We start from the raw sequence: 23467 nt of genomic DNA, 5'->3' as shown, positions 1-23467 counted from the left end.
ATCGATATGCCCCTCAGAAGGACCAGCTTCGGGCCTTGGCAATGATGAAGTCGCGAAAGACGTGCAGCTTGGCCTGGTTCTTCATCGCGTCGGGATAGGCGAAATAGGTGTCGAAGGACGGCACCTCGGTTTCCGGCAGCAACTGCACCAGGTCGGAGTCCTTGCTGATCACGTAGTCGGGCAGCATGGCGATGCCGGCACCACCCTCCACCGCGCGCTTGATCGACAATATGTCGTTGATCTGCAGCGTCGGCACCCTTTGTCCGCCTTCGAAATCGCCGACCGTTTCCAGCCAGTTCAGCTCCGACAGATGCGCGGGCACCGGCACGCCGAAGGTGACGATGCGATGGGCCTTCAGCTCGGCGACCGAAGCCGGCTTGCCGTGCTTGGCGACATAGGAAGGCGCCGCGTAAAGATGGAAATGCACGGTGAACAGGCGGCGCTGGATCAGGTCCGGCTGCTGCGGCTGGCGCAGCCGAATGGCGCAATCGGCCTGGCGCATGGTGAGGTCGAGTTCCTCGTTGGCGAGGATCAGCTGCAGGCTGATTTCGGGATAGAGCTCGATGAACTCCTGTACCCGCTCGGTCAGCCAGCCGGCGCCCAGTCCCACCGTCGTCGTCACCCTGAGCACGCCGGAGGGGCGGTCCTTGGTCTCGGTCAGCCGTGACTTGATGGTCTCCAGCTTCATCAGCACGTCATGCGCCGTGCGGAACAGCATCTCGCCCTGCTCGGTCAGCACCAGCCCGCGGGCATGGCGGTTGAACAGCGGCACGCCGACGTCATGCTCGAGCGCGCTGACCTGCCGCGAGATCGCCGATTGCGACAGATGCAGTGTCTCGGCCGCATGGGTAAAAGACCCTGCCTCCGCCGCAGCGTGAAACACGCGTAGCTTGTCCCAGTCCAACGCCATGATTCCCCTCGTTCTGTTTTGGCGTCTGAATGAAAAATCAGGCTTTTACACGGCGTTTCCAAGCCGCTTTCTGAACTCTCTACTCGGCCGCTTCGCGGTGCACTTCGATACCGGCCAGATACTTCTCCGCCTCGAGTGCGGCCATGCAGCCGAGCCCCGCCGCCGTCACCGCCTGGCGGTAGATGTCGTCGGTGACGTCGCCGGCCGCGAACACGCCGGGCACGTCGGTGCGGGTCGAATCCGGCGCCGTCCACAGATAGCCGTTCGGCTTCTGCTTCAGCTTGCCGGCGAACAGCTCGACCGCCGGTGCGTGACCGATCGCCACGAACACGCCGTCGACCTTGAGGTGCGTTTCTTGGCCGGTCACCGCATGCTTGAGCTTCAGCCCTTCGACCGAAGGCGGCAGCGGCGTCTTGCCGGGACGGCCGGTGATCTCGTCGACGATCGTGTCCCAGATGACGCGGACATTGTCCTTCTTCAAGAGCCGCTCGCGCAGGATGCGTTCGGCTCGAAAATCGCTGCGCCGATGGATGACGGTCACGCTCTTGGCGAGGTTGGACAGGTAGAGCGCCTCTTCCACCGCCGAATTGCCGCCACCGATCACCGCGACATCCTTGCCGCGATAGAAGAAACCGTCGCAGGTGGCGCAGGCCGAGACGCCGAAACCCATGAAGGTCTGTTCGGTCGGGATGCCCAGCCACTTGGCCTGCGCGCCGGTGGCGATGATCAGCGCGTCGGCGGTGTAGGTGGTGCCGGAATCGCCCTTGGCCCGGAACGGCCGCACGTTGAGGTCGACCTCGGTGATGATGTCGTTGACGATGTCGGTGCCGACATGCTCGGCCTGCTTCAGCATCTGCTCCATCAGCCACGGACCCTGGATGGGGTCGGCGAAGCCGGGATAGTTCTCGACATCGGTGGTGATCATCAGCTGGCCGCCCTGCTGCAGGCCGGCGACCAGCATCGGCTTCAGCATGGCGCGGGCGGCGTAGACCGCCGCCGTATAGCCGGCCGGGCCGGAACCGATGATGAGAACGGGCGCGTGCTTGGTGGTCATCTAAAGCCTCTGTGGAGGGGCCGCCGGCAATTGCGGCATGGAAAACTCGTCGCTATCGCGCGTAATGTAAGTGTTGCCCACGACGCCAGCAAGGCAAGTTGGCGTTCGTCCCCGGAAAGCTTTGTCGCACCCTTCCCCCCGCTTGATCCTGCGAAATATTCCGGGGCGAGGGATGGAATGGACAGCGAAGTCGTTTAATTACAAAATCACGCAAGATTCTTGCGCGTTGCCGCTGACTTCTCGAGAGCTCTCATGCCACTCAAGGCCGATCTCGACGCCATCGACTGGAAGATCCTGCGCGAATTGCAGGGCGACGGTCGCATGACCAATGTCGAACTGTCGAACCGCGTTGGCATTTCGGCGCCGCCATGCCTGCGCCGCGTCAAGCGGCTGGAGGAAGCCGGCATCATCCGCGGCTACCGCGCTTTGCTCAACGCGCCGGCGCTAGGCCTTGATGTCGTCGCCTTCTGCCTGATCGGCCTGCATCACCAGGCCGACGCCGAACTGCGCACCTTTGCCGAGCGTACCCGAGGCTGGCCGATCGTGCGCGACGCCTGGATGGTGTCGGGCGAATCCGATTTCCTGCTGCATTGCGTGGCGAGCGACCTCGGCGCCTTCCAGACCTTCGTCATCGAGGAGCTGACCTCGGCCCCCAATGTCGACACGGTGCGCACCGCGCTCACAATCCGCCGGGTCAAGGATGAAGGGCTGGTCTCGTTCGCACAGGCTTGAGCCGGTCGAATGGCGATGCGAATTCCCGGCTTCGCCATATCAGGGCCGCTTTGGCATTCGATAGGCTCTCGTGTAGAAAGCCGGATCGTTCTGCCATGGCCCGCCCTGTTGGTTTCCTAGAGCAATTCCAGGAAAAGTGTGTAACGGTTTTCCGTCGGGAATTGCGTAAAAACAAATGGCGCAAGCAACGCGAATTCCGAGGACATTGTGCCGCGGGGGTGGGACCATGACTCGATTTGCTAGCCCGGTATCGGCGCTCATCATTTGCATGAACGAAGCCGACATGATCGGCCAGTGCCTGGAAAGCGTCGACTTCTGCGCCGAGATCATCGTCGTCGATTCAGGCTCGACGGACAGCACCCTGGATGTCGTTCAGGAGTTCATCGCCAAGGGCTACCCGATAAGGCTGTTTCACAACGATTGGCCGGGTTTTCCACGCCAGCGGCAATTCGCGCTCGATCAGGCCACGCGGCCATGGTGCCTTTCGATTGAAGCCGACGAGGCCATCGACGATCTGCTCAGGCAGTCGATCAGGGACGTGACGCAGCCTCGCAATGACGCCATCGACGGATGGTACATAAGACGCCGCGACAAGCTGAAAGGCTATGGCTATGCGCACCGCTGGGTGCTGCACAACAGGCTGCTGCGTCTTTTCCGCCGCGACAAGGCCACCATGGACCTCAACTTGCGGGTCCACGAATCGTTCGAGGTGCCGGGCAAAACCGGCACGATTGAAAATGGCGTGCTGCTGCATCGCCGCGAAATGACCGTCGCGGAGGACCTGGCAAGGGCCAACACCTATTCCGGTCTCAAGGTTGCCACGCTGCTCGAAAGAGGCAAGAAGCCTGGCCTCGTAAAGCTTGTGCTGTCGCCGTTCGGCAACTTCCTGAAGTTCTACCTGGCCAAGCGCTACTTCCTGTGCGGCCGGCACGGCTTCGTCTATTCGATGATGGTGATGGTGTATTCGTTCGCCACCGAGGCCAAGCTTTATGAAGCCTGGCGAGACAACGATCCAGTGTGAGCCGTCACGGCTGGCCCGACACGGCGCCAAGTGCCGCTATCGCGGCGAGCAGGCCGTCGAAATCCTCGCGGTCGCGCAAGGGCCTGACGGTGAAGCCCGGTTGAACAGCCGCTTGCCCGTCGACCAGCCAACCCCGCGAGAGGCCGGCGCGCTGTCCAGCCTCCATGTCGGCCGGCTTGTCGCCGACGATCAGCGAACGCCGCAGATCGAGCCCCAGGCGTTTGGCCGCCTCCAGCAGCATGCCCGGATTGGGCTTGCGCATCGGATGATCGGCGACCGCGAGCGGGCCGGAGCCCGCCTCGTGATAGGCGCAGGCGAGGACCATATCCACGCACGCATCGTCGGCGCGTAGCAGCTCGAGCACGCGGCCATTGACGGCGGCGAAATCGGCCCAGCCGTAATAGCCCCGCGCGATGCCCGACTGGTTGGTGACGATGATGACGGGAATGCCTGCCCGGTTGGCGGCAGCGATCACCGCGGCGATATCCTCGCGCAGTACTATTTCGCCCGGATCGTCAGGATAACCGGTATCGAGATTGATGGTGCCGTCGCGGTCGAGGAACAGCGCCGGTGTACCGGCGGAAAACACCCTCGATCCGACCCGCTCGACCCACAGGCCGGGTTCCGCCAGCGGATAGCGGCCAGACGTCGTGGGGTCAGCCATTGCTGAGGCGCGCTTCGACGATCTCGCACAGATGATGATAGAGGCACAGATGCCCCTGCTGGATGATCGGCGTCGAGGTCGATGGCACGTTGAGCAGGATGTCCGTGAGCGGCTTCAGCTTGCCGCCGGTGTCGCCGGTCAGGCTGATCACCGTCATGTCCATCATTCGCGCCTGTTCGGCGGCGGCGAGGATGCTCGGCGAATTGCCGCTGGTCGAGATTGCCAGCAGTACGCCGCCGGCCGCGCCATGCGCCTCGACCTGGCGCGAAAACACCGTGTCGAAACCATAGTCGTTGCCCCAGGCGGTCAGCACCGCGGCGTTGGCCGGCAGCGCGATGACATTGTAGGCCTTACGCTCCTTGAGGAAGCGGCCGACCAGTTCGCCGGCGATGTGGATGGCATCGCTGGCCGAGCCGCCATTGCCGGCGATCAGCAAAGCTTTCCCCGAGGAAAGCGCCGTCACCACAGCGCTCGCCGCCCGCTCCATCTCGCTGGTGAGGTCGCGCTCGACCATGGCTGATATGGCAGCCGCCGAGCGGACTAGGTAATCGTTCAAGTCGGACATGAAAACCTCAGTTTGTGGTGCCGCCGGCACGCAATTTGCCAATCGTGCCGGTGGTGCTCTTGCCTGCGACGAGATCGACCAACACGACCCGTCCGCCGGCCTTCCGCACCACATCGGCGCCAACCACGGTGTCGACCGTGTAATCGGCGCCCTTGACCAGTATGTCGGGCAGCAGCGCTTCGATCAGCGCCAGCGGCGTATCCTCCTCGAACACCACGACCGCATCGACCGAGGCAAGGGCCGCGAGCACGCAGGCGCGGTCGTGCTGGTCGTTGACCGGGCGCCCGGCGCCCTTCAGGCGCCGCACCGAGGCATCGCTGTTGAGACCTAGCACCAGCCGGTCGCACTGGCTGCGCGCCGCATGCAAGAGGCTGACATGGCCGGCATGCAGGATGTCGAAACAGCCATTGGTGAAGCCGACGCTCAGGCCCTCTTCCTTCCACGCCGCGACCATGCGTGCGGCCGATGTGGCATCGAGGATGGCGTCCTTATGGGCGGTCGGTCCATGCGAGCGGAACAGCGCGCCGGTGAGTTCCTCGACCGTCAGCCGGGCAGTGCCGCGCTTTCCCACAACGAGGCCGCCGGCGGCATTGGCGATCGAGGCGGCCATGACGGTATCGGCGCCTACGGCCAACGCCAGCGCGAAGCTCGCGATCACCGTGTCGCCTGCGCCCGAAACGTCGAACACTTCCCGCGCCTGGGTCGCGATGTGGCGCGCCTCGGCCGGTCCGACCACGCTCATGCCCTTTTCGCTGCGCGTCGCGACGACGAAGTCGAAGCCGTGCGCCGAAATCAGTTGGCGTGCCGCGCCGACGATCTCGTCATCGGCGAACACCGCATGGCCGACAGCTTCGCCAAGCTCTTTACGGTTGGGGGTGATGGCGGTCGCCCCGGCATAGCGCGCATAATCGCGACCCTTCGGGTCGACCAGCACCGGCTTTCCCGCCTCGCGGCAGATGGCGATCAGGTCGGCGGCGACGCCGTCAAGCAGGATGCCCTTGCCGTAGTCGGATAGGATGACGATGTCGGCGCGTGTCAGCGCGGCGCGGAAATGCCTGATCAAGCCGGCGCGCTCCGCGGCACCCAGCGGCTTGATCTCCTCCTCGTCGAAGCGCAGTACCTGCTGGTTGAGCGCGCTGAAACGGCTCTTCGATGAGGTCATGCGGCCGCGCTCCTGCGCCAGGCCGGTCGTGTCGGCGCCAAGCTCGCCAAGCATCCGAACCAGGCTGTCGCCCGCCGCATCGGTGCCGATTACCGAGACGGGAACAGCGGTGGCACCGAGCGAAACGATGTTGGCCACGACATTGCCGGCGCCGCCCATCGTCGAGGTCTCGCCGCGCCCGTGCAGCACCGGGATCGGCGCTTCCGGCGAGATCCGCTCGATGACGCCATTGACGAAACGGTCGAGGATGAAGTCGCCGACCACCAGCACGGTGGCCTGGCCGAACCGCGCAATGGCGCGGTGCAGGGGCTCGGGAGAAGGAGGATTGTGCTTGATCATGTCATCTGCGGCGCGCGGGAAAAGTCGATCTCAGATAGGTCACAGTGCTCGAATTGCGAGGTCGGTCGGTCACGGCGAAGCCGATATACCGCAATTCCATGCAGCGCAACGGCAGGGCATGGCCGCGACGGCCCGGGCGGTCAGCTCTTCTGCAAGGCGACATGGACACCGAGACCAACCAGCACCGCGCCGCCGGCCCGCTGCATCAGCCGCTGTGCGCGGCTCGAACGCCGCAAGCGGCCGATCACGGCACCCGCCAGGAACACGCAGACGACATCGGCCGAAGAAAACATCAGATTGACGATCGTGCCCAGCACGACGAACTGCAGCCAGACCGGAAACGCCGCCGAAGCATCGATGAACTGCGGCAGGAACGCCATGAAGAAGATCGCCGTCTTGGGATTGAGCACCTCGACGGTGATACTCTCGAAAAAGGCACGTCGTGCCGATTTGCGCTCGATCGCGGGCAGCGCCGTATCGCCCTCCGCACGCTTGCGCAACAGCGAGACGCCGAGCCAGATCAGATAGAGCGCGCCGACCAGCTTGACCGCCATGTAGAGCGTCGGCACGGCGTGAAACAGCACCGACAGACCGGCGGCAGCGGCGAAAACATGCACGTAACCGCCCAGATGGATGCCAAGTGCCGCAGTGAGGCCGGACCAGCGGCCGCGTGCCATCGTCTGCGCGGCGGCATAAAGCATAGCGGGGCCTGGGATGTAGGCGAAGATCGCCGTGGTGGCGAAAAACGCCAGGAGCAGTTCGGTCGACGGCATTATTGGTCCCTCACGATCATGCCTCTGTCCTGTCGGTTCAGTCCGCGCGCGGGATGGCTTTGGACTGACCCGTGCGGACGGCCGCGATAAAAGCGGACATGATTTTCTTATGGAATGATGGGCTGAATGCGCCGATGCGCGCACCCGGTTCGAAATAGGCTGACGTTTCTAGAATATCGTGGTTGTACTCATCGACCATTACCCAAAGAGGGATAGGGTCGAGGCCTGCGCGGCGGCGTTCAATTTCCGGGATGCTGGCGGCAATGCGATCGCGGCCCGGCTGCGTGGAAGTGATTGCAAGGATGAAGAGATTCGTACGCCGGCTTTCCCAGGAAGGACGGCCACGAAGGCGACAGGTCGTGTCTTGCGGCCTTCGGTCTCGCCGTCTCCGTGTTGGCGATACCACAGATATGGATATCTCCAGACGTCGGCGGCGATGGGTCTAATCACGATCCAACTCCGCCATGTATTCCTCAAGCATCTCGACATGTTCGGGTGGGGCGTCTTCGGTCGCGTAGACGCGGCGGCTATCGTTGACGAAGCGAGCTTCGTAGGTCTCTATGCTCATCAGGACGTATCTCGGCTTGTTGTGACGAGTGATGGAGACGGGCTGCTGGCTGGCAGCCGCGAGCACGTCTCCAAGATTCTGTTTCAGATCGGTCGATGGATAGCGCTTCATAGGCCACTCCGTTTTGCACATAATAGACAAAACAGACAAAACAGACAAGCGTAAGGAATGCAGATCTGGCGACCACGCCTGCTTTATCGACAGCCCACCCAGCCTCCCTTATAAGGGCCGGAATCGGCAAGTGAAACGCGTATCAGGGCCAGCAACATGATCATCGTCACGGGCGGCGCCGGCATGATCGGCTCCAACATCGTCGCCGCTCTGAATACCGAAGGCCATGACGACATCCTTATCGTCGACGATCTCACCGACGGCCACAAGATCGCCAATCTCGCCGACCTGCGGATCGCCGACTATCTCGACAAGGATGATTTTCTGCCCCGCATGGAGGCCGGCTCGCTTGGCCGCATCGAGGCCGTCTTCCACCAGGGCGCCTGCTCGACCACCACCGAGTGGAACGGCAAATTCATGATGGAGGTGAATTACGCCTTCTCGAAACGGCTGCTGCATGCAAGCCAGGCGCTGCGCGTGCCCTTCCTCTACGCCTCCTCCGCATCCGTCTATGGCGGCGGCTCGGAGTTTCGCGAGGATCCGGCGCTCGAGCGGCCGCTCAACGTCTACGCCTATTCCAAGAAGCTGTTCGACGACTATGTCAGGCGAACGGTGTTCGCCGGGCGCACGGTCTTCGATACCGACCATTCGCAGGTCGCGGGCCTGCGCTATTTCAACGTCTACGGCCCGCGCGAAGCGCACAAGGGCGCCATGGCCTCGGTCGCGTTCCATCTGTTCAACCAGGTCGAACGCGGCGAAAACCCGAAACTGTTCGGCGCCTATGACGGCTTCGGGCCTGGCGAACAAAGCCGCGACTTCATCCATGTCGGCGATGTCGCCGACGTCAATCTGTGGCTGTGGAAGCGGGAGCTGAGCGGCATCTTCAATTGCGGCACCGGCCGCGCCCAGCCCTTTCGCGCCATCGCCGAAACGGTGATCGACACGCTGGGCAAGGGCGAAATCGAGTTCATCGAATTCCCCGATCACCTCAAGGGCAGCTACCAGAGCTTCACGCAAGCTGATATGTCACGTTTGCGCGCGGCCGGTTACAATGGCCAATTCCGGACAGTGGAAACCGGCGTCAGAGACTATGTCGAATGGCTGAAAGCCCAACGATCCTCGTGATCGGCCCACGCTGGGTGGGCGACATGGTGATGGCGCAGTGCCTGTTTTCGGCGCTGAAGGAGCTGCATCCCAACGCCGCCATCGACGTACTGGCACCGGCATGGGCCGCGCCGCTAGTCAAGCGCATGCCCGAAATCCGCCAGCAGATCGACTTTCCGCTCAAACCCGGTGCGCTCGAATTCACCCATCGTCGCCGCTTCGGCCGCCTGCTGCACGGCCGCTACGACATGGCCTATATCCTGCCGGGCAGCTGGAAGTCGGCGCTGATCCCGTTCTTTGCCCGCATTCCGCGCCGTGTCGGTCATCTGCGCGAGATGCGCTATGGTCTGTTGACCGACATCGTACCGCTGCCCGACAGCCTCAAACGACGCACCGCGCAGGCCTATTTCGGCCTCGCCCAGGGCGGCAGTTTCCGGGCGCCTCGACTGAGCGTGGACACGAAAAACCAGGTTGACCTGCTCGACCGTTTCGGGCTGACGCCGCAAAAATTCGCGGCACTGATGCCTGGTGCGGAATTCGGCCCGGCCAAGCGCTGGCCGAGCGAAAGCTACGCCGGCCTTGCCCGCGATTTCATGGAAAAGGGCTTGAAGGTCGCGCTGTTCGGCTCGAAGAACGACCGCGACGTGACGGCGGAGATCGCCGCGCTCGCCCCTGGCGTCGTCGATCTCGCCGGCCAGACGCGGCTGGAGGACGCCATCGACCTGATCGCTGCCGCAAGGCTGGCGGTGTCCAACGACAGCGGGCTGATGCATGTCGCCGCTGCCGTCGGCACGCCGATCGTGGCCGTCTATGGCTCGACCTCGCCCGAGAATACGCCGCCGCTGGCCGAGCACCGTGAACTGGTCTGGCTTGGGCTGTCGTGCTCGCCCTGCCACCAGAAAATCTGTCCGCTCGGCCACCTCAACTGCCTGAAGGCGCTTGAAGTCGACCAGGTCGCGGCGGCGGCGGGCCGCCTGCTGGAAATCCCGGCCGCGGCATGAAGGTCCTCATCGTCAAGACATCCTCGATGGGCGATGTCATCCATACCTTTCCGGCTGTCGAGGATACCAGCCTTAACCGGCCGGACGTGACCTTCGACTGGTGCGTCGAAGAGGCGTTCGCCGGCATCGTCGGGCTGCATCCGGCGATCGACAGAATTCACACGGTGGCGATCCGGCGCTGGCGCAAGGCGCTGTTCGACGGCGGCACCTGGCGCGAAGCGGCCACCTTGCGCCGAGCCTTGCGCGATTGCCGCTACGATCTGGTCATCGACGCACAAGGCCTGCTGAAATCGGCCCTGGTGGCGCGACAAGCCGGCGCTCCGATTGCCGGCTTCGACCGCTCCAGCGCGCGCGAACCGTCGGCAACTCTGTTCTACGACGTCACCAATGCCGTGCCGCGCAACCTGCACGCCATCGAACGGACGCGACGGCTGTTCGGGCTGGCGCTCGGCTATCAGCCCGATCTTTCGAGGCTGGACTCCGGCATTGTGGCGCCGGCAGGCACTCTGGCCGGCATCGCTGGAAAAACCGCCTTCCTGCTGCACGGCACCAGCCGCGAAGACAAGAAATGGCCCATCCAGGACTGGATCGAAACCGCCCGCCTCTTTGTGGAGCGCGGCCTGACGCCGGTCACCACCTGGTCGAACGACCGCGAAAAAGCCGTGGCCGAAGCGATCGCGAAAGCTGTGCCGTCAACGGTCGTGGTGCCCAAATCATCGCTGGCAGACATCGCCGCCATCATCGGCCGCTCGACGCTGGTCATTGGCGCCGACACCGGGCTGACCCACCTCGCCAGCGCTTTCGGCCTGCCGACGGTCGCGGTGTTCCTGGCGACCGAGCCCGGCCTTACCGGCCCGCGCGGCCCATATGCATCGACGCTCTTGGCGGCACCTGGGGGGCGTGTTGCGCCGACTGATGTGATGGCGGAGGCTGACAGGCTGCTGGAGCGCCAGGCGCGTGATGAGGCCGTCACTGGCAAGAATTGATTTATTCAATCAATTCAATCGGAAAGGTTGGCACTGCCCCTCATCCGCCTGCCGGCACCTTCTCCTCGTAATAGTGACGGGGAGAAGAGAGATGAGGCAGCCTCGGCGCTCTTACGGCCTGGGAAATTAGCGAAATCACCGGTGAAGGCGTCTTTCTCCCCGTCACTATACGGGGAGAAATGCCCGGCAGGGCAATGAGGGGCAGCGCAAGCGTTGGTAATCCCTTAGATAAACTGCACCTGGACGATCTCATAGCCCCTTGCACCGCCCGGCGCATTGACCTCGATGGCGTCGCCGACTTCCTTGCCGATGAGCGCTCGCGCGATCGGCGAGGAGATCGAGATGCGGCCGGACTTGACGTCCGCTTCCTGGTCGCCGACGATCCGGTAGGTCTTCTTTTCCTCAGTGTCCTCGTCAACCAGCACCACGGTGGCGCCGAACTTGATCTTGTCGCCGCTGAGCTTGGTGACGTCGATCACCTCGGCGCGCGCGATATAATCTTCAAGCTCGTTGACGCGGCCCTCATTGAGGCTCTGCGCCTCTTTGGCGGCATGGTATTCGGCATTTTCGGACAGGTCGCCATGCGAGCGCGCTTCGGAGATCGCCTCGATGATGCGCGGCCGCTCTTCCTGCTGGCGCCAGCGCAGTTCTTCCTTCAATGACGCGAACCCCTCGCCTGTCATCGGGACCTTGTTCATGATACCTGACCTTTCCTGCCGCCACCCCCGCGTTTCGGGGGAAGCCTTGTCGATGGGTACAAAAAGAAAACGGTCCGGCAGCCTCGGGCTAACGGAACCGTGTCACCGCAATTTCCCTGAATATAGCAATCTTCGCGGGTTTTTCACGCCCAAAAATTGGTTTTGCAAAAATCATCCCCGCTTTCATCAGTCGGTGCGGCTAATGAGACTGAGGGGTAGACAAAAAAGCGGCCGCGAGCGCTCGCGGCCGCTTCGAAGAGCCCTGGAGGCCCCTTCAACTCCTCGTGAAATGGTCGATCTGCTCGGCCAGCATGCCGTATTCGCGCGAACCCTTACCGGTCCGCTTCTCGATCTCCACCAGCTGCTGCCGGGCGCCGGCCAGATCGCCGATCTGCAGATGCGCTTCGCCGAGATATTCGCGCACCAGCGTGTAGTTGGGATCGATGCGCAGCGCTTCCTCGTAATAGCCGAGGCCGACGGTAACGCGGCCGGAATGGCGGTGCGAATAGCCGAGATAGTTGAGGATGCGCGGATCCTGCTTGTTGACGGCGAGGCTAAGCACGGCAATCGCCTCGTCATAACGCCCGGCCATCGCCAGCGCGTGGCCTGCGTCATAGATGCTGTCGTCGTCGAGCATGCCTTCCTGGGGTGCGACGCACTTTTTCTTCTTCTTGTCCCAGACCTCGCCCTTCTTGCACTGGGTGACGGTCTCATCGCTGCCACCACTGCCGGCGGCGAACACCGGAACGGCAAGGAACTGCAGCGCGACAAGGGCAGTCGCCGCCTGGATCAGCATTCTTTTATGCATCGAAGCCTCCTTGAGGGTGAGAATGCAACACTAACGCCGGATGGTTTGCATTTCATCCCGGAAAAATGCGTGCCGAAGAACATCAGGTGACGGATGCCGCAAATCCGCTATCATCAGCCAGGATTTCGGCACTGGGAGACTGCTCGTGCAGCGGCGGCTTGAAAAGGACTGGGAGCTTTCGATCGGCCCCGATACCGTGCGCCTGTTCATCCTCAAGGCCAAGGCGCTGAGCGCTGCCGTCAACGAAGACTATGCCGATGGCGCCGAGCATGAGGTCGAGTTCGACGGCGAGTCCCATGCCAACCATCACCATGACGGCCTCGCCGAGGAGAGCTCCGAAAACCTTACCGAGGAAGAGCTGCGCGAACTGATCAATGACCTCAATGTCGATGAAGCAGCCGAACTGATCGCGCTGGCCTGGGTCGGTCGCGGCGACTACGACGCCACCGAATGGGCGGACGCGCTTGCCACGGCGCGCGAACGCGCCAACAAGCGCACCGCAAAATACCTGCTTGGCATGCCGCTGCTTGCCGACTGGCTGGAGGAAGGGCTGGAAGCGATCGGCGCGTAACGACGTGGTTACCGTTCGTGATGCGGCGCAGGCAACCTCCTTGCGTCGGCGCCGTTGACGGCCATGCGGTCGCTTGTCTTTTCCCGAACATGCAGGATTGCGTTGGTCATGGCCGTCACGGCCTTGCTGGTGGTGCCGGCCGACGCTCGACATCGCCATCGGCATCACAAGCCGCTGACGCCGCGGGCGGAGCAGCCGCTGACACCGCGGGTCGATCAGCCCCTGAAACCGCGAGGCGGACAGCGCCTGAAATCGCGGGGTAAACGGCAGCTCGCACCGAACCGGACACGGCAGAAAACGCAGGAACCGCTTCCCTCGCCTGCCGATGCTCCGATGCCCGGGCCTGGTATTCCGGTGCCAGGGCCCGGTATTCCGGTGCCCGAGCCGCGCCCGGCGGATGCTCCGAAGACCGATGCCGCGGCGCCGGAAGGGCAAAAGACGGAAGGTCCGAAGACCACCGGACCCGATCGGTTCAATGAAGAAAAATCCCGTCAGAAAAAGCAGGCACGCCCCGAGCCGTCCGCCCCAGAACCGTCAGCCAATACGGAAAGCGAGCCGGAGCCGCCAGCCGTTGCGCCGACGCCGACACCAAAACCTGACGTCGAAGAAGAGCCCGTGGTTGAGCCTCCGGTGGTCGCCCCGCAGCCGCCGCAAAAGCCCGCCGATGCAGACGAGAGGATGCTCGCCGATCCGCGCTCGGCTGACCGGCCCCAAGGAAAGATGCCCGCCGAGGAAGTCGCCTGCCGCGAGCGGCTGAAGACGCTCGGCGTCGAATTCGAGGAGCACAAGGCGGAAAGCAACCCCGAAATCGGCTGTTCGATCCCCTACCCGATCGTGCTGAAGACACTTGAAAATTCAGTCGCCATCGGCCCCGGCACCGAGCTCAATTGCAAGATGGCCGAGGCGACGGCGCGTTTTGCCGCCGATGTCATCCAGCCGGCGGCGAAAGCTGAGTTCGGCGCCGACCTGAAATCGATCGACCAGGCGTCGGCCTTTATCTGCCGGCCACGCAATGGCACACGAAAGCTGTCGGAACATGCCTTCGGCAACGCGCTCGATATCGCCAGCTTCACGCTGTCGGATGGCAAGAAGATCGAGGTCGGTCCGGCGCCGCCCGAGAAGGACGCCAAATTCCTCAACGCCGTGCGCAAGGCGGCCTGCGGGCCGTTCAAGACCGTGCTTGGCCCGGGCGCCGATGCCGATCATTCCATGCACTTCCATCTCGATCTCGAGCCTAGACAGCATGGCGGAACGTTCTGTCAGTGAGCATGGTTAGCCGGACCACGTGCCCCAATTCGGCCGCAGGCATGAACGCGGGCGCTGAGTTTTCCTTTACCCTTGATCGTTAAAATGCCGGATATCTGAACCATGATCCCGAAAAGTGGGAACCGGTTTTCGGAAAAGATCGTGGTCAGGCAAAGGTAGAACCTGATCGGGATCAGGTTCGGGAATAGGGATTCCGCCGATGGCCGGGACATTTCGCGCCGTGTTCTTCGCCGTCGCGCGCCAATCGAAACATGCAGCGATGGCAGCCGCCGGCCTTGCCCTCGTCGCGATTTCGGGCTGCAACACCGGCAGCGTGCTGTCACTTGAACCGGCTGTCGACGTCGGCTCCCACACCTCAGCCGTGCCGCAATATGCCGGCATGCAGAAGCTTGTTCCCTCCAACCCCTACATGACGCAGGCCGCTTATCCGCGCATGGACGAGCCGATGTCGCCGGTCGAGCAGATGCCGGCCAGCGAAACCGACTGCCGCCAGCAATTGAAGCGCCTTGATGTTGCCTTCACCGACCTGGCGCCGATCCATGAAGGCCAGTGCGGCATCGACTATCCGGTCAAGGTTTCGGCCATCGGCAACATCCAGATGAAGCCCGCCGCGACGCTGACCTGCGACATGGCCGCCACCTTCGCCGGCTGGACCAGGAACGAACTCGTTCCCTCCGCCCGCTGGCGCTATTTCTCCGGCGTCAAGACCATCCACCAGGGCTCCAGCTATTCCTGCCGCAACATCGCGGGCGAAGGCGTTTTGTCGGAACATGGCAAAGGCAACGCGCTCGACGTCATGAGCATCGAGCTCAACAATGGCGACGACATCGACGTGCGCAAGCCCGGCCTGTTCGCCTTCCGCACCCGCGGCTTCCTCAACAATGTGCGCGCCGACGGCTGCCAGTACTTCACCACCGTGCTCGGCCCCGGCTACAATTACGATCACCGCAACCATTTCCATTTCGACATCAAGAACCGCAAAAGCGGTTATCGCGCCTGCCGCTAGGAAAATCAGACAGGGTGGGCGCTACCGGTGGAAGCGATGATTTGTTGCGCCACCAGATCCTGGATGCGCCACAGATTCCTGTCGCGAATACCGCTTTCCTCCAGTTTGCTGACGGTCCGGAACAGATACTGCGCCGATGAGCCCCAATGTCCGGCGGCCCGCGCCAGCGTGTCCGCAACCTGCTCTGGCGGCAACCGTCCGGCATAGGCCCTGCCGTTTGGCGCGGCGACGAAGGCCACGGCACGCAGCGGACCATCCTTGGTCCTGACCTTGATCCAGCACGGCACGTTGGTTGGCGGGTTCGCATCAATCTCGCGGCGCATCAACAGGCCAAGTTGCCCGAAATGATCTTCGGCCGGCAGTCGGTAAACGATGCCGTTGCAACTGCCACCACGGTCGAGGGCCAGCATCAGGGCCGGCAGATCGCGGGTGCCGCGCCAGCGCGTCAGCTTCAGACAGAATGAGCGGTGCCACCCTGGCGCCGTGGCCGGGCGCTGTTCGACATGGACGAATTCGGGATTCCAGATCAGCGAGCCATAGGCAAAGACCCACAGCGTTTCGGGCCGGTGGTAGGAAAGCAGCCGTTCGACAAGGCCGTCGAACTCAGCCTCGGTATGCTCGCTGGTTCCGGGCTCGGGGCCGGGGTCTGGTTCGACACGGTCGACTCGCGCGACGAGATCGGCAGTCAACGCCATCGAAGTGCGGCCTGGCGGTTTTCGCTTCATTCCTGCCCCCAATGCAAAAACGATGGCCGACGATAGACCAGCTGCATGCAGCTGGCCATTGATTTTCAAGGTCTGTCAGGCGACAGCTACGCACAGATCGAAGCGGCATTCATGAGCCAGCGAAGTTTTCGGCGAAGCATTGCAATCTGGCTGGCAGCCTTGTTTGCCGCCTATCTGGCGCTCGCCTATTTCGCCGCGCCGGAATTCTGGACGTTCCGGGACCGCGGCTTTCGCACCCAGCACTTCGAGATGGTGACACACACGCCGCAGGGCATTCCGGGCGACCCCATCAATGTCGGCTTGGTCGGCACGCAGAAGGAGGTGGTCCATGCCTTCGCCGTCGCCGGCTGGGACACCGCCGACGCCGTGACCTTGAAGACCGCGATCGAGATCGGCGAAAGCGTGTTGTTCGACCACCCCTACCCCGATGCGCCGGTCAGCCGGCTGCTGTTCGATGGCCGCGCCCAGGATCTCGCCTTCGAAAAGCCGGGCGGCGCCAGCCCCCCCCGGCGTCATCATGTCCGCTTCTGGCAGACCAATGCTGCCGGCGATGACGGCAGGCCGCTGTGGCTGGGTTCGGCCAGCTTCGATCGCGGCGTGGGACTGAGCCACGACACCGGCGCCGTCACCCACCATATCGGCCCCGACATCGACGCCGAGCGCGATTTCCTCATGCGCGACCTAGCCACCGCCGGTGTGTTGATCTCGACCGGCGACATATCGGGCGTCGGCGCCACCAGCACCGGGCGCAATGGCGGCGGCGATCCCTATTTCACGGATGGCGAGGCGATCGTCGGCATACTCAAACAGTAGATCGCACGGCCCTGCAAGCTGAGACAGCCAAGCGGTTCAAAAAGGGCGGTTTCAAAGGAAGATTCCGATGTTCGACGCGGAAAGTGTGGTGAATAGCTACTGCAAGGCCTGGTTCGACCCGGAGCCTGAAGAGCGTCGCCGGCTGTTGTTCGCCTCATTCGAACCGGAAGGCACATACATCGATCCGACGGTACATATCTCCGGAGCCGAGGCGCTGCTCCATCACATCGATCAGGTCGTGAAAGCCCGCCCGGGCTTCTGGCTCGAACGGACGACCTTGGTCGATGTCCATCATGACTTCCTGCGTTTTGGCTGGGTGCGGAGAGGCGAAAACGGATTTCGAGGCGCCGACAGCATGGACATGTGCCGCGTTTCCAAGCAGGGAAAGCTGTCGCTGGTCGTGGCTCTTTTGGGCCCTTCAGACCAATGCCAAATCCCTGACGGTTCCCTCACCGCCGCGGATGCCGTCTGACCCTAAATACCGGACATTTGTCAAAAAACACGCCGGACTATTTTCGAAGACCGCGCGGCAATGCTATTGACCGCTGATGCTATACGTCGAAATCGCTATCGTGGTCGTCCTCATCTGCGTGAACGGCCTTTTGTCGATGTCCGAACTTGCCATCGTCTCATCGCGCCCGGCCCGGCTGAAAGCGATGATCGACCGCGGCATCAATGGCGCCGGCCGCGCCCTTGAGCTTGGTTCGAATCCGGGCAAGTTCCTGTCCTCGGTGCAGATCGGCATCACCCTGGTCGGCGTGTTGTCGGGCGCCTTTTCCGGCGCCACGCTCGGCGAACGGCTGGCGCGGTTCCTGGCCTCCGCCGGCATCCGTGAGACCGTTGCCGATCCGCTCGGCGTCGGCATCGTCGTTGCCGTCATCACCTATTTCTCGCTGATCGTCGGCGAACTGGTGCCCAAGCAGATCGCGTTGCGTGACCCTGAACGGGTCGCCGCCAAGGCCGCTCCGGCGATGACCATCCTTGCAACCGTCTCGGCGCCGCTGGTCTTTCTGCTCGACTTTTCCGGCCGCGTCATCCTGTGGCTGCTCGGCCAGCGCGGCGAAAGCGAGGAGAAGGTCACCGACGAGGAGATCAAGATGCTGGTCGCCGAGGCCGAGCATCACGGCACCATCGAATCCGACGAGCGGCGCATGATCGCCGGCGTCATGCGGCTTGGCGACCGCGCCGTGCGCGCGGTGATGACGCCGCGCACCGAAGTCGACTGGATCAATCTGCAATCCGACGAGGCGGCCATCCGCAAGCTTTTGATGGAAACCCAGCATTCGCGACTGCCGGCCGGCGACGGCGGCGTCGATGTCATGGTCGGCGTCGTCCAGACGCGCGACGTGCTGGCGGCATTGCTTGCCGGCCTCGTGCTCGACCCGCGCAGGCATGTGCAAGCCGCACCCATAGTCTACGACCAGGCCGACGCGCTGGATGTGCTGCAGAAGCTCAAGGAATCCGACGTGCCGATGGCACTGGTGCATGACGAATACGGCCATTTCGAAGGCATCGTCACCCCGGCCGACATCCTCGAAGCCATCACCGGCGTGTTCCGGGCGGATACCGACGCCGGCGACGAGGAAAACGCCGTCAAGCGCGAGGACGGCTCATGGCTGCTCGCCGGCTACATGCAGGCCGACGAGATGGCCGACATTCTCGGCATCGACCTGCCGGAAAACCGCGACTACGAGACTGTCGCCGGCTATGTGCTGTCGCATATGCACCATCTGCCGGCGACCGGCGAATGCGTCGACGCGCAGGGCTGGCGCTTCGAGGTGGTCGATCTCGACGGCCGCCGCATCGACAAGCTGATCGCCACCCGCCTGCCCGGTGCTCACCGCCATGCGGTGCGCTGACTGTCGACGCGATGTGCAGCATTCGCTCTATCGTTGCCAGAAGGGCTTGGCGATCTCAGCTTCGACCTCACATCTCGTCAGACCGATATCGTCGATCAGATAAGGGTTGTCCTTCGACATTTGCCTGAGTTGCCAGCGAAAGCGTATCCGCTCGCGCCAGGTCCGATCGCGCAAGGTCGCGACAATGCTTCGCAGGGTCATCAGGAGCCGACGCGACGCCGGCGCCACGAGCGTTCCCGGCCGCGCTGCACAATTCGGGGCCGATGCAAGGGTATTGGTGGTCATGGCAACCTCCTATGGTTTGAGGCCCGGAGGGCTCTCGAAAGAGGTTGAATTCTGCGCGATACGAACCGCGCCGTAATTAAGCCCTCCCAAATAGTTCTCAAAACTTCCAAACCGGCCAGAACAGTTCACCGGTTCACGGAACCGGCAAACTGCTCTAACTCTTTGTTTTGACGCAATTCCCAAGGGAAGGCACTATGCGCTTTTCCCGGGAAAACCGTTTCACGCTTTTCCTGGAATTGCTCTATAGATGCGCCCTATGCAGGGATCGCGTTTTGCCTTTGGTCCGTTCGTGCTTGATCCGGGTGCGGGAACGCTACTTCGGAACGATGTCCCCGTTGCCGTTGGCTATCGCGGGCTCAACCTGCTTGCGGCGCTCGTCGGACGGCCCGGCGAAATCCTGGGGAAGGCTGAGTTGATGGACGCGGCATGGCCGGGCACGGCCGTCGAGGAAGGCAACCTCACCGTCCAGATCGCGCAACTGCGCAAGCTGCTTGGTCCGGCAGCCGACGGCGGTGAATGGATATCCACGGTTCCGCGCGTCGGCTACCGCTTCACGGGCGCCGTCGAACAGCTCGGCAGCGCAAAGCGAAAATCTTTGCCCCTGCCCGACAAACCGTCGATAGCCGTGCTGCCCTTCGTCAATTTCAGCAATGATCCCGAACAGGACTCCTTCGCCGATGGGTTGACCGAAGACCTGATCACCGACCTGTCCAGGATCTCCGGCCTGTTCGTCATCGCTCGCAACTCGACCTTTGCCTACAAAGGAAAGGCGATGGACGTGCGCGAGATCGCCGGGGATCTTGGCGTGCGCTACCTGCTGGAGGGCAGCGCAAGACGCGCCGCGGATCGCGTGCGCATCAACGCCCAGCTGGTCGACGCGGTGAGCGGTGAACATCTATGGGCGGAACGCTTCGATCGCGGCCTGGAGGATATCTTCGCCGTTCAGGACGAGGTCACGGCCAAGATCGTCGAGGCGTTGCTTGGCCGGCTGCGCGCACCGCTGCCGCGCAACCGGCCCCGAAATCTGGAGGCCTACGACCTCTGCGTGCGGGCGCGCAAGCTGATCGATGATTCGCCACAGACGGCGCGGGAAGCGCACCTCATGCTCACGCGCGCGGTATCGCTCGATCCGGAATATGCCGAGGCCTATCGCTGGCTTGCCATGAACCACTGGATGGGATGGGTGCATTGGGGCGAACCCATCGAGCCAAACCGTAGCGTTGCCTTGGAGCTGGCGCGTAAGGCCGTGGCGATCGATCCCAACGATGCCGGCTGCCACTGGGTCCTTGCCAACCTGCTCGCCTATGAACGCCGCTTCGCAGAGGCGGATGCAGAATTCGCCAAGGCGTTCGAGCTCGACCCGAACGAGGCAGACGCCTGGGCGACATTGTCCGACATCGCGGTCCTGGCCGGGCGGGTCGAAGAGGGCCTGGAGCACATTCGCAAGGCGTTCCGGCTGAACCCGTTTCCCGCAAGCTGGTACTATCTGACGCTCGGCGCGGCGCAATACGCGGCGCGCGAATACGAAGCCGCTGTCGAGACACTGCGCAGGGACGAGACCTATCGCACAAGCTCACGCCGTTTCCTGGCGGCAAGTCTTGCGCAACTGGGCCGGCTCGAGGAGGCGCGCGCGGAGGTCGAAATGTTCCTCATCAGCAACCCGCATTTCACAACCCGCCACTGGGTCATGACGGAGCCGTTTCGCGACGCCGCCATGCAGGAACATTTCGTCGATGGCTTCCGCAAGGCCGGTCTTCCTGAGTGACGCGCAGGCGTGACCCAATAGGGTTCCCTGGCGGGGACGACTTGCGTCCTCAAACCGCCGCTTCGATTGGTTCGGCAAGCTTCGGATTTGCCCGCGCGGCGATCAGGCAGCCGGCGACGATCAGGCATGCTCCGGTCAGCGTGGTCCAGGTTGCCTCCTCGCCGAAGAAGAACCAGCCCAGTGCGACCGCCCAGATGAAGGCCGAGTATTCGACAGGGATCAGATATTGCGCTTCGGCGCGGGCGTAGGCCCAGCTCATCAGGAATTGGCCGGCAAGCGACAGCACAGTCACCCCGGCCAGCGGCAGCCAAAGGTTGGTCGGCAGGGCGACGGCGAGCCACGGTGCCGCGAGGCCAAGGATGATTGCAACGCAAAGGTTCTGGAACAACATGATCTCGATGGGCTTGGCCAACTGCGCCTGTTGTCGGGTGAGGATGAGATTGTAGCCGTAGAACACCGTCGATACGAGCACCGCCGCCGTGCCAAGCATGGCATCCTGCGAATAGCTTGCCTGCCCGAACTGGCCGGCCATGATGATCGCGACGCCGGCGATGCCGGCCAGCGATGCCCAGACGGCCTGCCGCCGGATTCGCTCGCCCAGCAACAGCGCGGCGAGGAAGAGCGCGAATAGAGGCGCGACGAAGCTGAGCCCGATCGCTTCCGCCAGCGGCAGCCTGGCGAGCCCCCAAAAGAAGGATATCAAAACGATGCCGACAATTGCCGCACGCAGCGCATGCAGCCTTAGCACCGGAAGGGTTGGCTTCGAGCGCGGCCCTGCCGACCAGGCAGCACCCGCGACCACGGTCGCGACCATGCTGCGCCACAGCACCGTGTTATAGACGCCGACCGCAATAACCAGGGTCTTCATCGCCGCATCCATTCCGGACAGCAGGAAGATCCCGAGCGCGCAGACGAGCACCGGGATCATCGGGGAAACGGCGCCGGTCAGGCTGGATGTCTTCACGGCTACACTCATGTGACGGATTGCAGCCGGATATCGCAGTGCAAGGAGCGGGACCAGATGGCAGGACCGCGCATATGGAGGTCCAATCCCGATTGGCGTCATGTCCGCCGCGGCGGCGCAGGCAACCAGCAAGGCCGAAAGGCTCTTCTGGTGCAAGGCGGAGACACCACGACACTAAGGCACCAGCACGACCTTGCCTGTCGAGCGGCGCTCGTCCAGCAGCCGGTGCGCTTCACCGGCCCGGTCGAGCGGGAAGCGGCCGCCGATCACAACCTGAAGCCGGCCGCTTGCAGCCAGTTGGAACAGCTCGGAAAGGCTGGCTTTCAGCACGTCGGGAGACAGCAGCGGCAGCAGCGCGAAACCTCTCAGCGACTGGTTGCGGCCGATCATCGCCTCCAGATCGGAAGCCGCGAGGCCATAGCGGCCGAGTGCCGCGAACACCAGTTCGCCGCCAGGCGCCAGAGCCTGCAGTGACGCAGCCGTCAGCGCGCCGCCGACGGTGTCGTAGATGATGTCGGCACCCTTGCCGTCCGTGACGTCGCGGACGCGGGCGGGCCAATCCAGATTGTTGTAATCGACCGCGGCATCGGCTCCCCGGGAAAGGGAAAGATCGAGCTTGGCCCTGCCGCCGGCGGTCGCGATCACCCGACGTGCGCCTTTCCACTTCGCAAGCTGGATCAGCAACGATCCCACACCACCCGACGCGGCCGGCACCAGCACCGCCTTGCCGTCCGGCGGGCTTTGCCGAAGCAGATGAAAGGCCGTCAGCCCCTGCACCATCAACGCCGTCGCATCCTCGAACGAAAGACTATCCGGCAATTGGACGACAAGGTCGGCATCGATCGTCACCTGCTCCGCATAGCCGCCGTAAGGGCGTTGCGACATGAACAGCGGCGCGGCCATGCGGCTCCCCAGCAGCTGTGCATCCACCCCTTGTCCGACGGCCTCGACGACGCCCGCCGCCTCGACACCGAGGATCATGGGAAGTTGCGGCGTCACCGCGTAGCGGTCCGCCCGCATCAGCACTTCGAAAAAATTGATCCCGGCGGCGTGGACGCGGACCAGTACCTCGCCGGCCTGCGGTACCGGCGTCGGTAGATCGATCACCTCCAGCACCTCGGGACCGCCGAAGCGGTTCGGTTGAATGGCTCTCATGGCAAACTCCGATCGCACTGGCATCGGCCGTGGTTTGCCACTATCTGCGGCGCTTCGACTACACACTCATTTGTCCCCTGCTGACCAGGAGGTGACCATGCCCAATCCCAAGAAAATGCCCATCAAGAGACTGCCGATGCTGCCGGCGGAGCGGGCGCTGAAAGTGATCGCGGGGCGCTGGAAGGCGGTTATCCTCTACCATCTGTTCGACGGCCCCCGGCGGCTGTCCGCGCTGAAGGCGATAATGCCCGGCATCACCCAGAAGGTGCTGATCCAGCAGCTGCGTGAAATGGAAGAGCACGGCCTCGTCAGCCGCGAGATCTTTGCCGAAGTGCCATCGCGCGTCGAATATTCGGCAACGCGCCTTGGCCTCAGCCTCGAGCCGATCCTGCTGGCACTCTGCCAATGGGGCCAGCATCATGCCGACGAGCTCAACGAGATGGATCGCCTCGCCGACTGCATCATCCGACCAAGGCAGGCGCAACACGACGCCACGGCTTCCCTCAATTGAAAAGGGCGGCGCAAGCGCCGCCCCGGATCCTTGGGAGGATAATTCGAACCG

The 23467-nt window shown here is 63.3% G+C and carries 26 protein-coding genes; 13 read left to right on the top strand and 13 right to left on the bottom strand.

Annotation, left to right across the window (positions count from 1 at the left end; translation table 11 throughout):
* Positions 1-13 precede the first annotated feature (13 nt).
* Both NKH19_RS16335 and trxB read right to left on the bottom strand, forming a co-directional pair.
* Positions 14-910: a LysR family transcriptional regulator gene (locus tag NKH19_RS16335; RefSeq protein WP_352863788.1), complete on the bottom strand. Its 897-nt coding sequence runs from the start codon at positions 908-910 to the stop codon at positions 14-16.
* Between the two features lie 79 nt (positions 911-989).
* Entirely contained in the window at positions 990-1964 is a 975-nt protein-coding gene (gene trxB / locus NKH19_RS16330; protein WP_352863790.1) for a thioredoxin-disulfide reductase, read from the bottom strand.
* Positions 1965-2216: 252 nt separating this feature from the next.
* Between trxB and NKH19_RS16325 the strand changes: the two genes are divergently transcribed.
* Together NKH19_RS16325 and NKH19_RS16320 are read left to right on the top strand one after the other, a co-directional pair.
* Positions 2217-2696 carry an Lrp/AsnC family transcriptional regulator gene (locus NKH19_RS16325; RefSeq protein ID WP_352863792.1) on the top strand — a complete coding sequence of 160 codons (480 nt, stop codon included), beginning with the start codon at positions 2217-2219 and terminating at the stop codon, positions 2694-2696.
* Between the two features lie 226 nt (positions 2697-2922).
* The gene (locus NKH19_RS16320) at positions 2923-3717 is read left to right on the top strand and encodes a glycosyltransferase family 2 protein (protein ID WP_352863794.1); all 795 of its coding nucleotides are present in this window, start codon (positions 2923-2925) and stop codon (positions 3715-3717) included.
* A gap of 4 nt (positions 3718-3721) precedes the next feature.
* Here the strand turns inward: NKH19_RS16320 and NKH19_RS16315 are convergent, their stop codons facing one another.
* The 5 genes from NKH19_RS16315 to NKH19_RS16295 form a co-directional block, all read right to left on the bottom strand.
* Positions 3722-4381: an HAD family hydrolase gene (locus NKH19_RS16315; RefSeq protein ID WP_352863796.1), complete on the bottom strand. Its 660-nt coding sequence runs from the start codon at positions 4379-4381 to the stop codon at positions 3722-3724.
* Positions 4374-4946: a D-sedoheptulose-7-phosphate isomerase gene (locus NKH19_RS16310; protein ID WP_352863798.1), complete on the bottom strand. Its 573-nt coding sequence runs from the start codon at positions 4944-4946 to the stop codon at positions 4374-4376. Before NKH19_RS16310 ends, NKH19_RS16315 begins: the two co-directional genes overlap by 8 nt.
* 7 nt (positions 4947-4953) lie before the next feature.
* A complete protein-coding gene (rfaE1, locus tag NKH19_RS16305) occupies positions 4954-6447 on the bottom strand; it encodes a D-glycero-beta-D-manno-heptose-7-phosphate kinase (protein WP_352863799.1) in 1494 nt (497 codons plus the stop codon).
* A gap of 140 nt (positions 6448-6587) precedes the next feature.
* On the bottom strand, positions 6588-7220 hold the full coding sequence (locus tag NKH19_RS16300) for a LysE family translocator (protein WP_352863801.1): 633 nt from the start codon (positions 7218-7220) through the stop codon (positions 6588-6590).
* A 442-nt stretch (positions 7221-7662) separates the two neighbouring features.
* Positions 7663-7899 carry a type II toxin-antitoxin system Phd/YefM family antitoxin gene (locus tag NKH19_RS16295; protein WP_352828900.1) on the bottom strand — a complete coding sequence of 79 codons (237 nt, stop codon included), beginning with the start codon at positions 7897-7899 and terminating at the stop codon, positions 7663-7665.
* A gap of 156 nt (positions 7900-8055) precedes the next feature.
* On the opposite strand from NKH19_RS16295, the gene rfaD reads away from it, so the two are divergent.
* The 3 genes from rfaD to waaC are packed head-to-tail and all read left to right on the top strand — an operon-like array spanning position 8056 to position 10990.
* Entirely contained in the window at positions 8056-9024 is a 969-nt protein-coding gene (gene rfaD, locus NKH19_RS16290; protein ID WP_352863803.1) for an ADP-glyceromanno-heptose 6-epimerase, read from the top strand.
* Positions 8997-10004, top strand: coding sequence for a lipopolysaccharide heptosyltransferase II (waaF, locus tag NKH19_RS16285; protein WP_352863805.1), 1008 nt, complete (start codon positions 8997-8999; stop codon positions 10002-10004). Before rfaD ends, waaF begins: the two co-directional genes overlap by 28 nt.
* Complete coding sequence (gene waaC / locus NKH19_RS16280) at positions 10001-10990, top strand: lipopolysaccharide heptosyltransferase I (RefSeq protein ID WP_352863807.1); 990 nt, start codon at positions 10001-10003, stop codon at positions 10988-10990. The genes waaF and waaC overlap by 4 nt, the downstream gene beginning before the upstream one ends.
* A gap of 224 nt (positions 10991-11214) precedes the next feature.
* On the opposite strand, the gene greA is transcribed toward waaC, so the two are convergent.
* Positions 11215-11688, bottom strand: a complete 474-nt coding sequence (gene greA, locus NKH19_RS16275) for a transcription elongation factor GreA (protein WP_292183751.1) — start codon at positions 11686-11688, stop codon at positions 11215-11217.
* 274 nt (positions 11689-11962) lie between these two features.
* Positions 11963-12496 (bottom strand): tetratricopeptide repeat protein, encoded by a 534-nt coding sequence (locus NKH19_RS16270; protein WP_352863809.1) that lies wholly within the window; start codon positions 12494-12496, stop codon positions 11963-11965.
* Between the two features lie 145 nt (positions 12497-12641).
* On the opposite strand from NKH19_RS16270, the gene NKH19_RS16265 reads away from it, so the two are divergent.
* The 3 genes from NKH19_RS16265 to NKH19_RS16255 all read left to right on the top strand — a co-directional run bounded on the left by NKH19_RS16265 (position 12642) and on the right by NKH19_RS16255 (position 15339).
* Positions 12642-13067, top strand: a complete 426-nt coding sequence (locus NKH19_RS16265; protein ID WP_352863811.1) for a DUF3775 domain-containing protein — start codon at positions 12642-12644, stop codon at positions 13065-13067.
* 102 nt (positions 13068-13169) lie between these two features.
* Complete coding sequence (locus tag NKH19_RS16260; protein ID WP_352863813.1) at positions 13170-14333, top strand: extensin-like domain-containing protein; 1164 nt, start codon at positions 13170-13172, stop codon at positions 14331-14333.
* A 199-nt stretch (positions 14334-14532) separates the two neighbouring features.
* A complete protein-coding gene (locus NKH19_RS16255) occupies positions 14533-15339 on the top strand; it encodes an extensin-like domain-containing protein (RefSeq protein WP_352863815.1) in 807 nt (268 codons plus the stop codon).
* Between the two features lie 5 nt (positions 15340-15344).
* On the opposite strand, the gene NKH19_RS16250 is transcribed toward NKH19_RS16255, so the two are convergent.
* The gene (locus NKH19_RS16250) at positions 15345-16064 is read right to left on the bottom strand and encodes a gamma-glutamylcyclotransferase (RefSeq protein ID WP_352863817.1); all 720 of its coding nucleotides are present in this window, start codon (positions 16062-16064) and stop codon (positions 15345-15347) included.
* A gap of 111 nt (positions 16065-16175) precedes the next feature.
* Between NKH19_RS16250 and NKH19_RS16245 the strand changes: the two genes are divergently transcribed.
* From NKH19_RS16245 to NKH19_RS16235, 3 genes are all read left to right on the top strand, one after another.
* Positions 16176-16877 (top strand): LssY C-terminal domain-containing protein, encoded by a 702-nt coding sequence (locus NKH19_RS16245; protein WP_352982400.1) that lies wholly within the window; start codon positions 16176-16178, stop codon positions 16875-16877.
* A gap of 67 nt (positions 16878-16944) precedes the next feature.
* Positions 16945-17349 carry a hypothetical protein gene (locus NKH19_RS16240; RefSeq protein WP_352863819.1) on the top strand — a complete coding sequence of 135 codons (405 nt, stop codon included), beginning with the start codon at positions 16945-16947 and terminating at the stop codon, positions 17347-17349.
* A 76-nt stretch (positions 17350-17425) separates the two neighbouring features.
* Positions 17426-18736: a hemolysin family protein gene (locus tag NKH19_RS16235; protein ID WP_352863820.1), complete on the top strand. Its 1311-nt coding sequence runs from the start codon at positions 17426-17428 to the stop codon at positions 18734-18736.
* A 27-nt stretch (positions 18737-18763) separates the two neighbouring features.
* Here NKH19_RS16235 and NKH19_RS16230 read toward each other — a convergent pair whose 3' ends face one another.
* Positions 18764-19021, bottom strand: coding sequence for a DUF1127 domain-containing protein (locus NKH19_RS16230; RefSeq protein ID WP_352863822.1), 258 nt, complete (start codon positions 19019-19021; stop codon positions 18764-18766).
* A 247-nt stretch (positions 19022-19268) separates the two neighbouring features.
* Between NKH19_RS16230 and NKH19_RS16225 the strand changes: the two genes are divergently transcribed.
* On the top strand, positions 19269-20786 hold the full coding sequence (locus tag NKH19_RS16225; RefSeq protein ID WP_352863823.1) for a winged helix-turn-helix domain-containing tetratricopeptide repeat protein: 1518 nt from the start codon (positions 19269-19271) through the stop codon (positions 20784-20786).
* A gap of 49 nt (positions 20787-20835) precedes the next feature.
* On the opposite strand, the gene NKH19_RS16220 is transcribed toward NKH19_RS16225, so the two are convergent.
* Positions 20836-21762: a DMT family transporter gene (locus NKH19_RS16220; protein WP_352863825.1), complete on the bottom strand. Its 927-nt coding sequence runs from the start codon at positions 21760-21762 to the stop codon at positions 20836-20838.
* 162 nt (positions 21763-21924) lie between these two features.
* Positions 21925-22905 carry a quinone oxidoreductase family protein gene (locus tag NKH19_RS16215; protein ID WP_352863827.1) on the bottom strand — a complete coding sequence of 327 codons (981 nt, stop codon included), beginning with the start codon at positions 22903-22905 and terminating at the stop codon, positions 21925-21927.
* A gap of 97 nt (positions 22906-23002) precedes the next feature.
* On the opposite strand from NKH19_RS16215, the gene NKH19_RS16210 reads away from it, so the two are divergent.
* Complete coding sequence (locus NKH19_RS16210; protein WP_352863829.1) at positions 23003-23416, top strand: winged helix-turn-helix transcriptional regulator; 414 nt, start codon at positions 23003-23005, stop codon at positions 23414-23416.
* Positions 23417-23467 lie beyond the last annotated feature (51 nt).

This window comes from Mesorhizobium sp. M1338, from assembly GCF_040318045.1.
Classification (GTDB): Bacteria; Pseudomonadota; Alphaproteobacteria; order Rhizobiales; family Rhizobiaceae; genus Mesorhizobium.
This window is presented reverse-complemented; position numbering and strand designations above follow the sequence as displayed.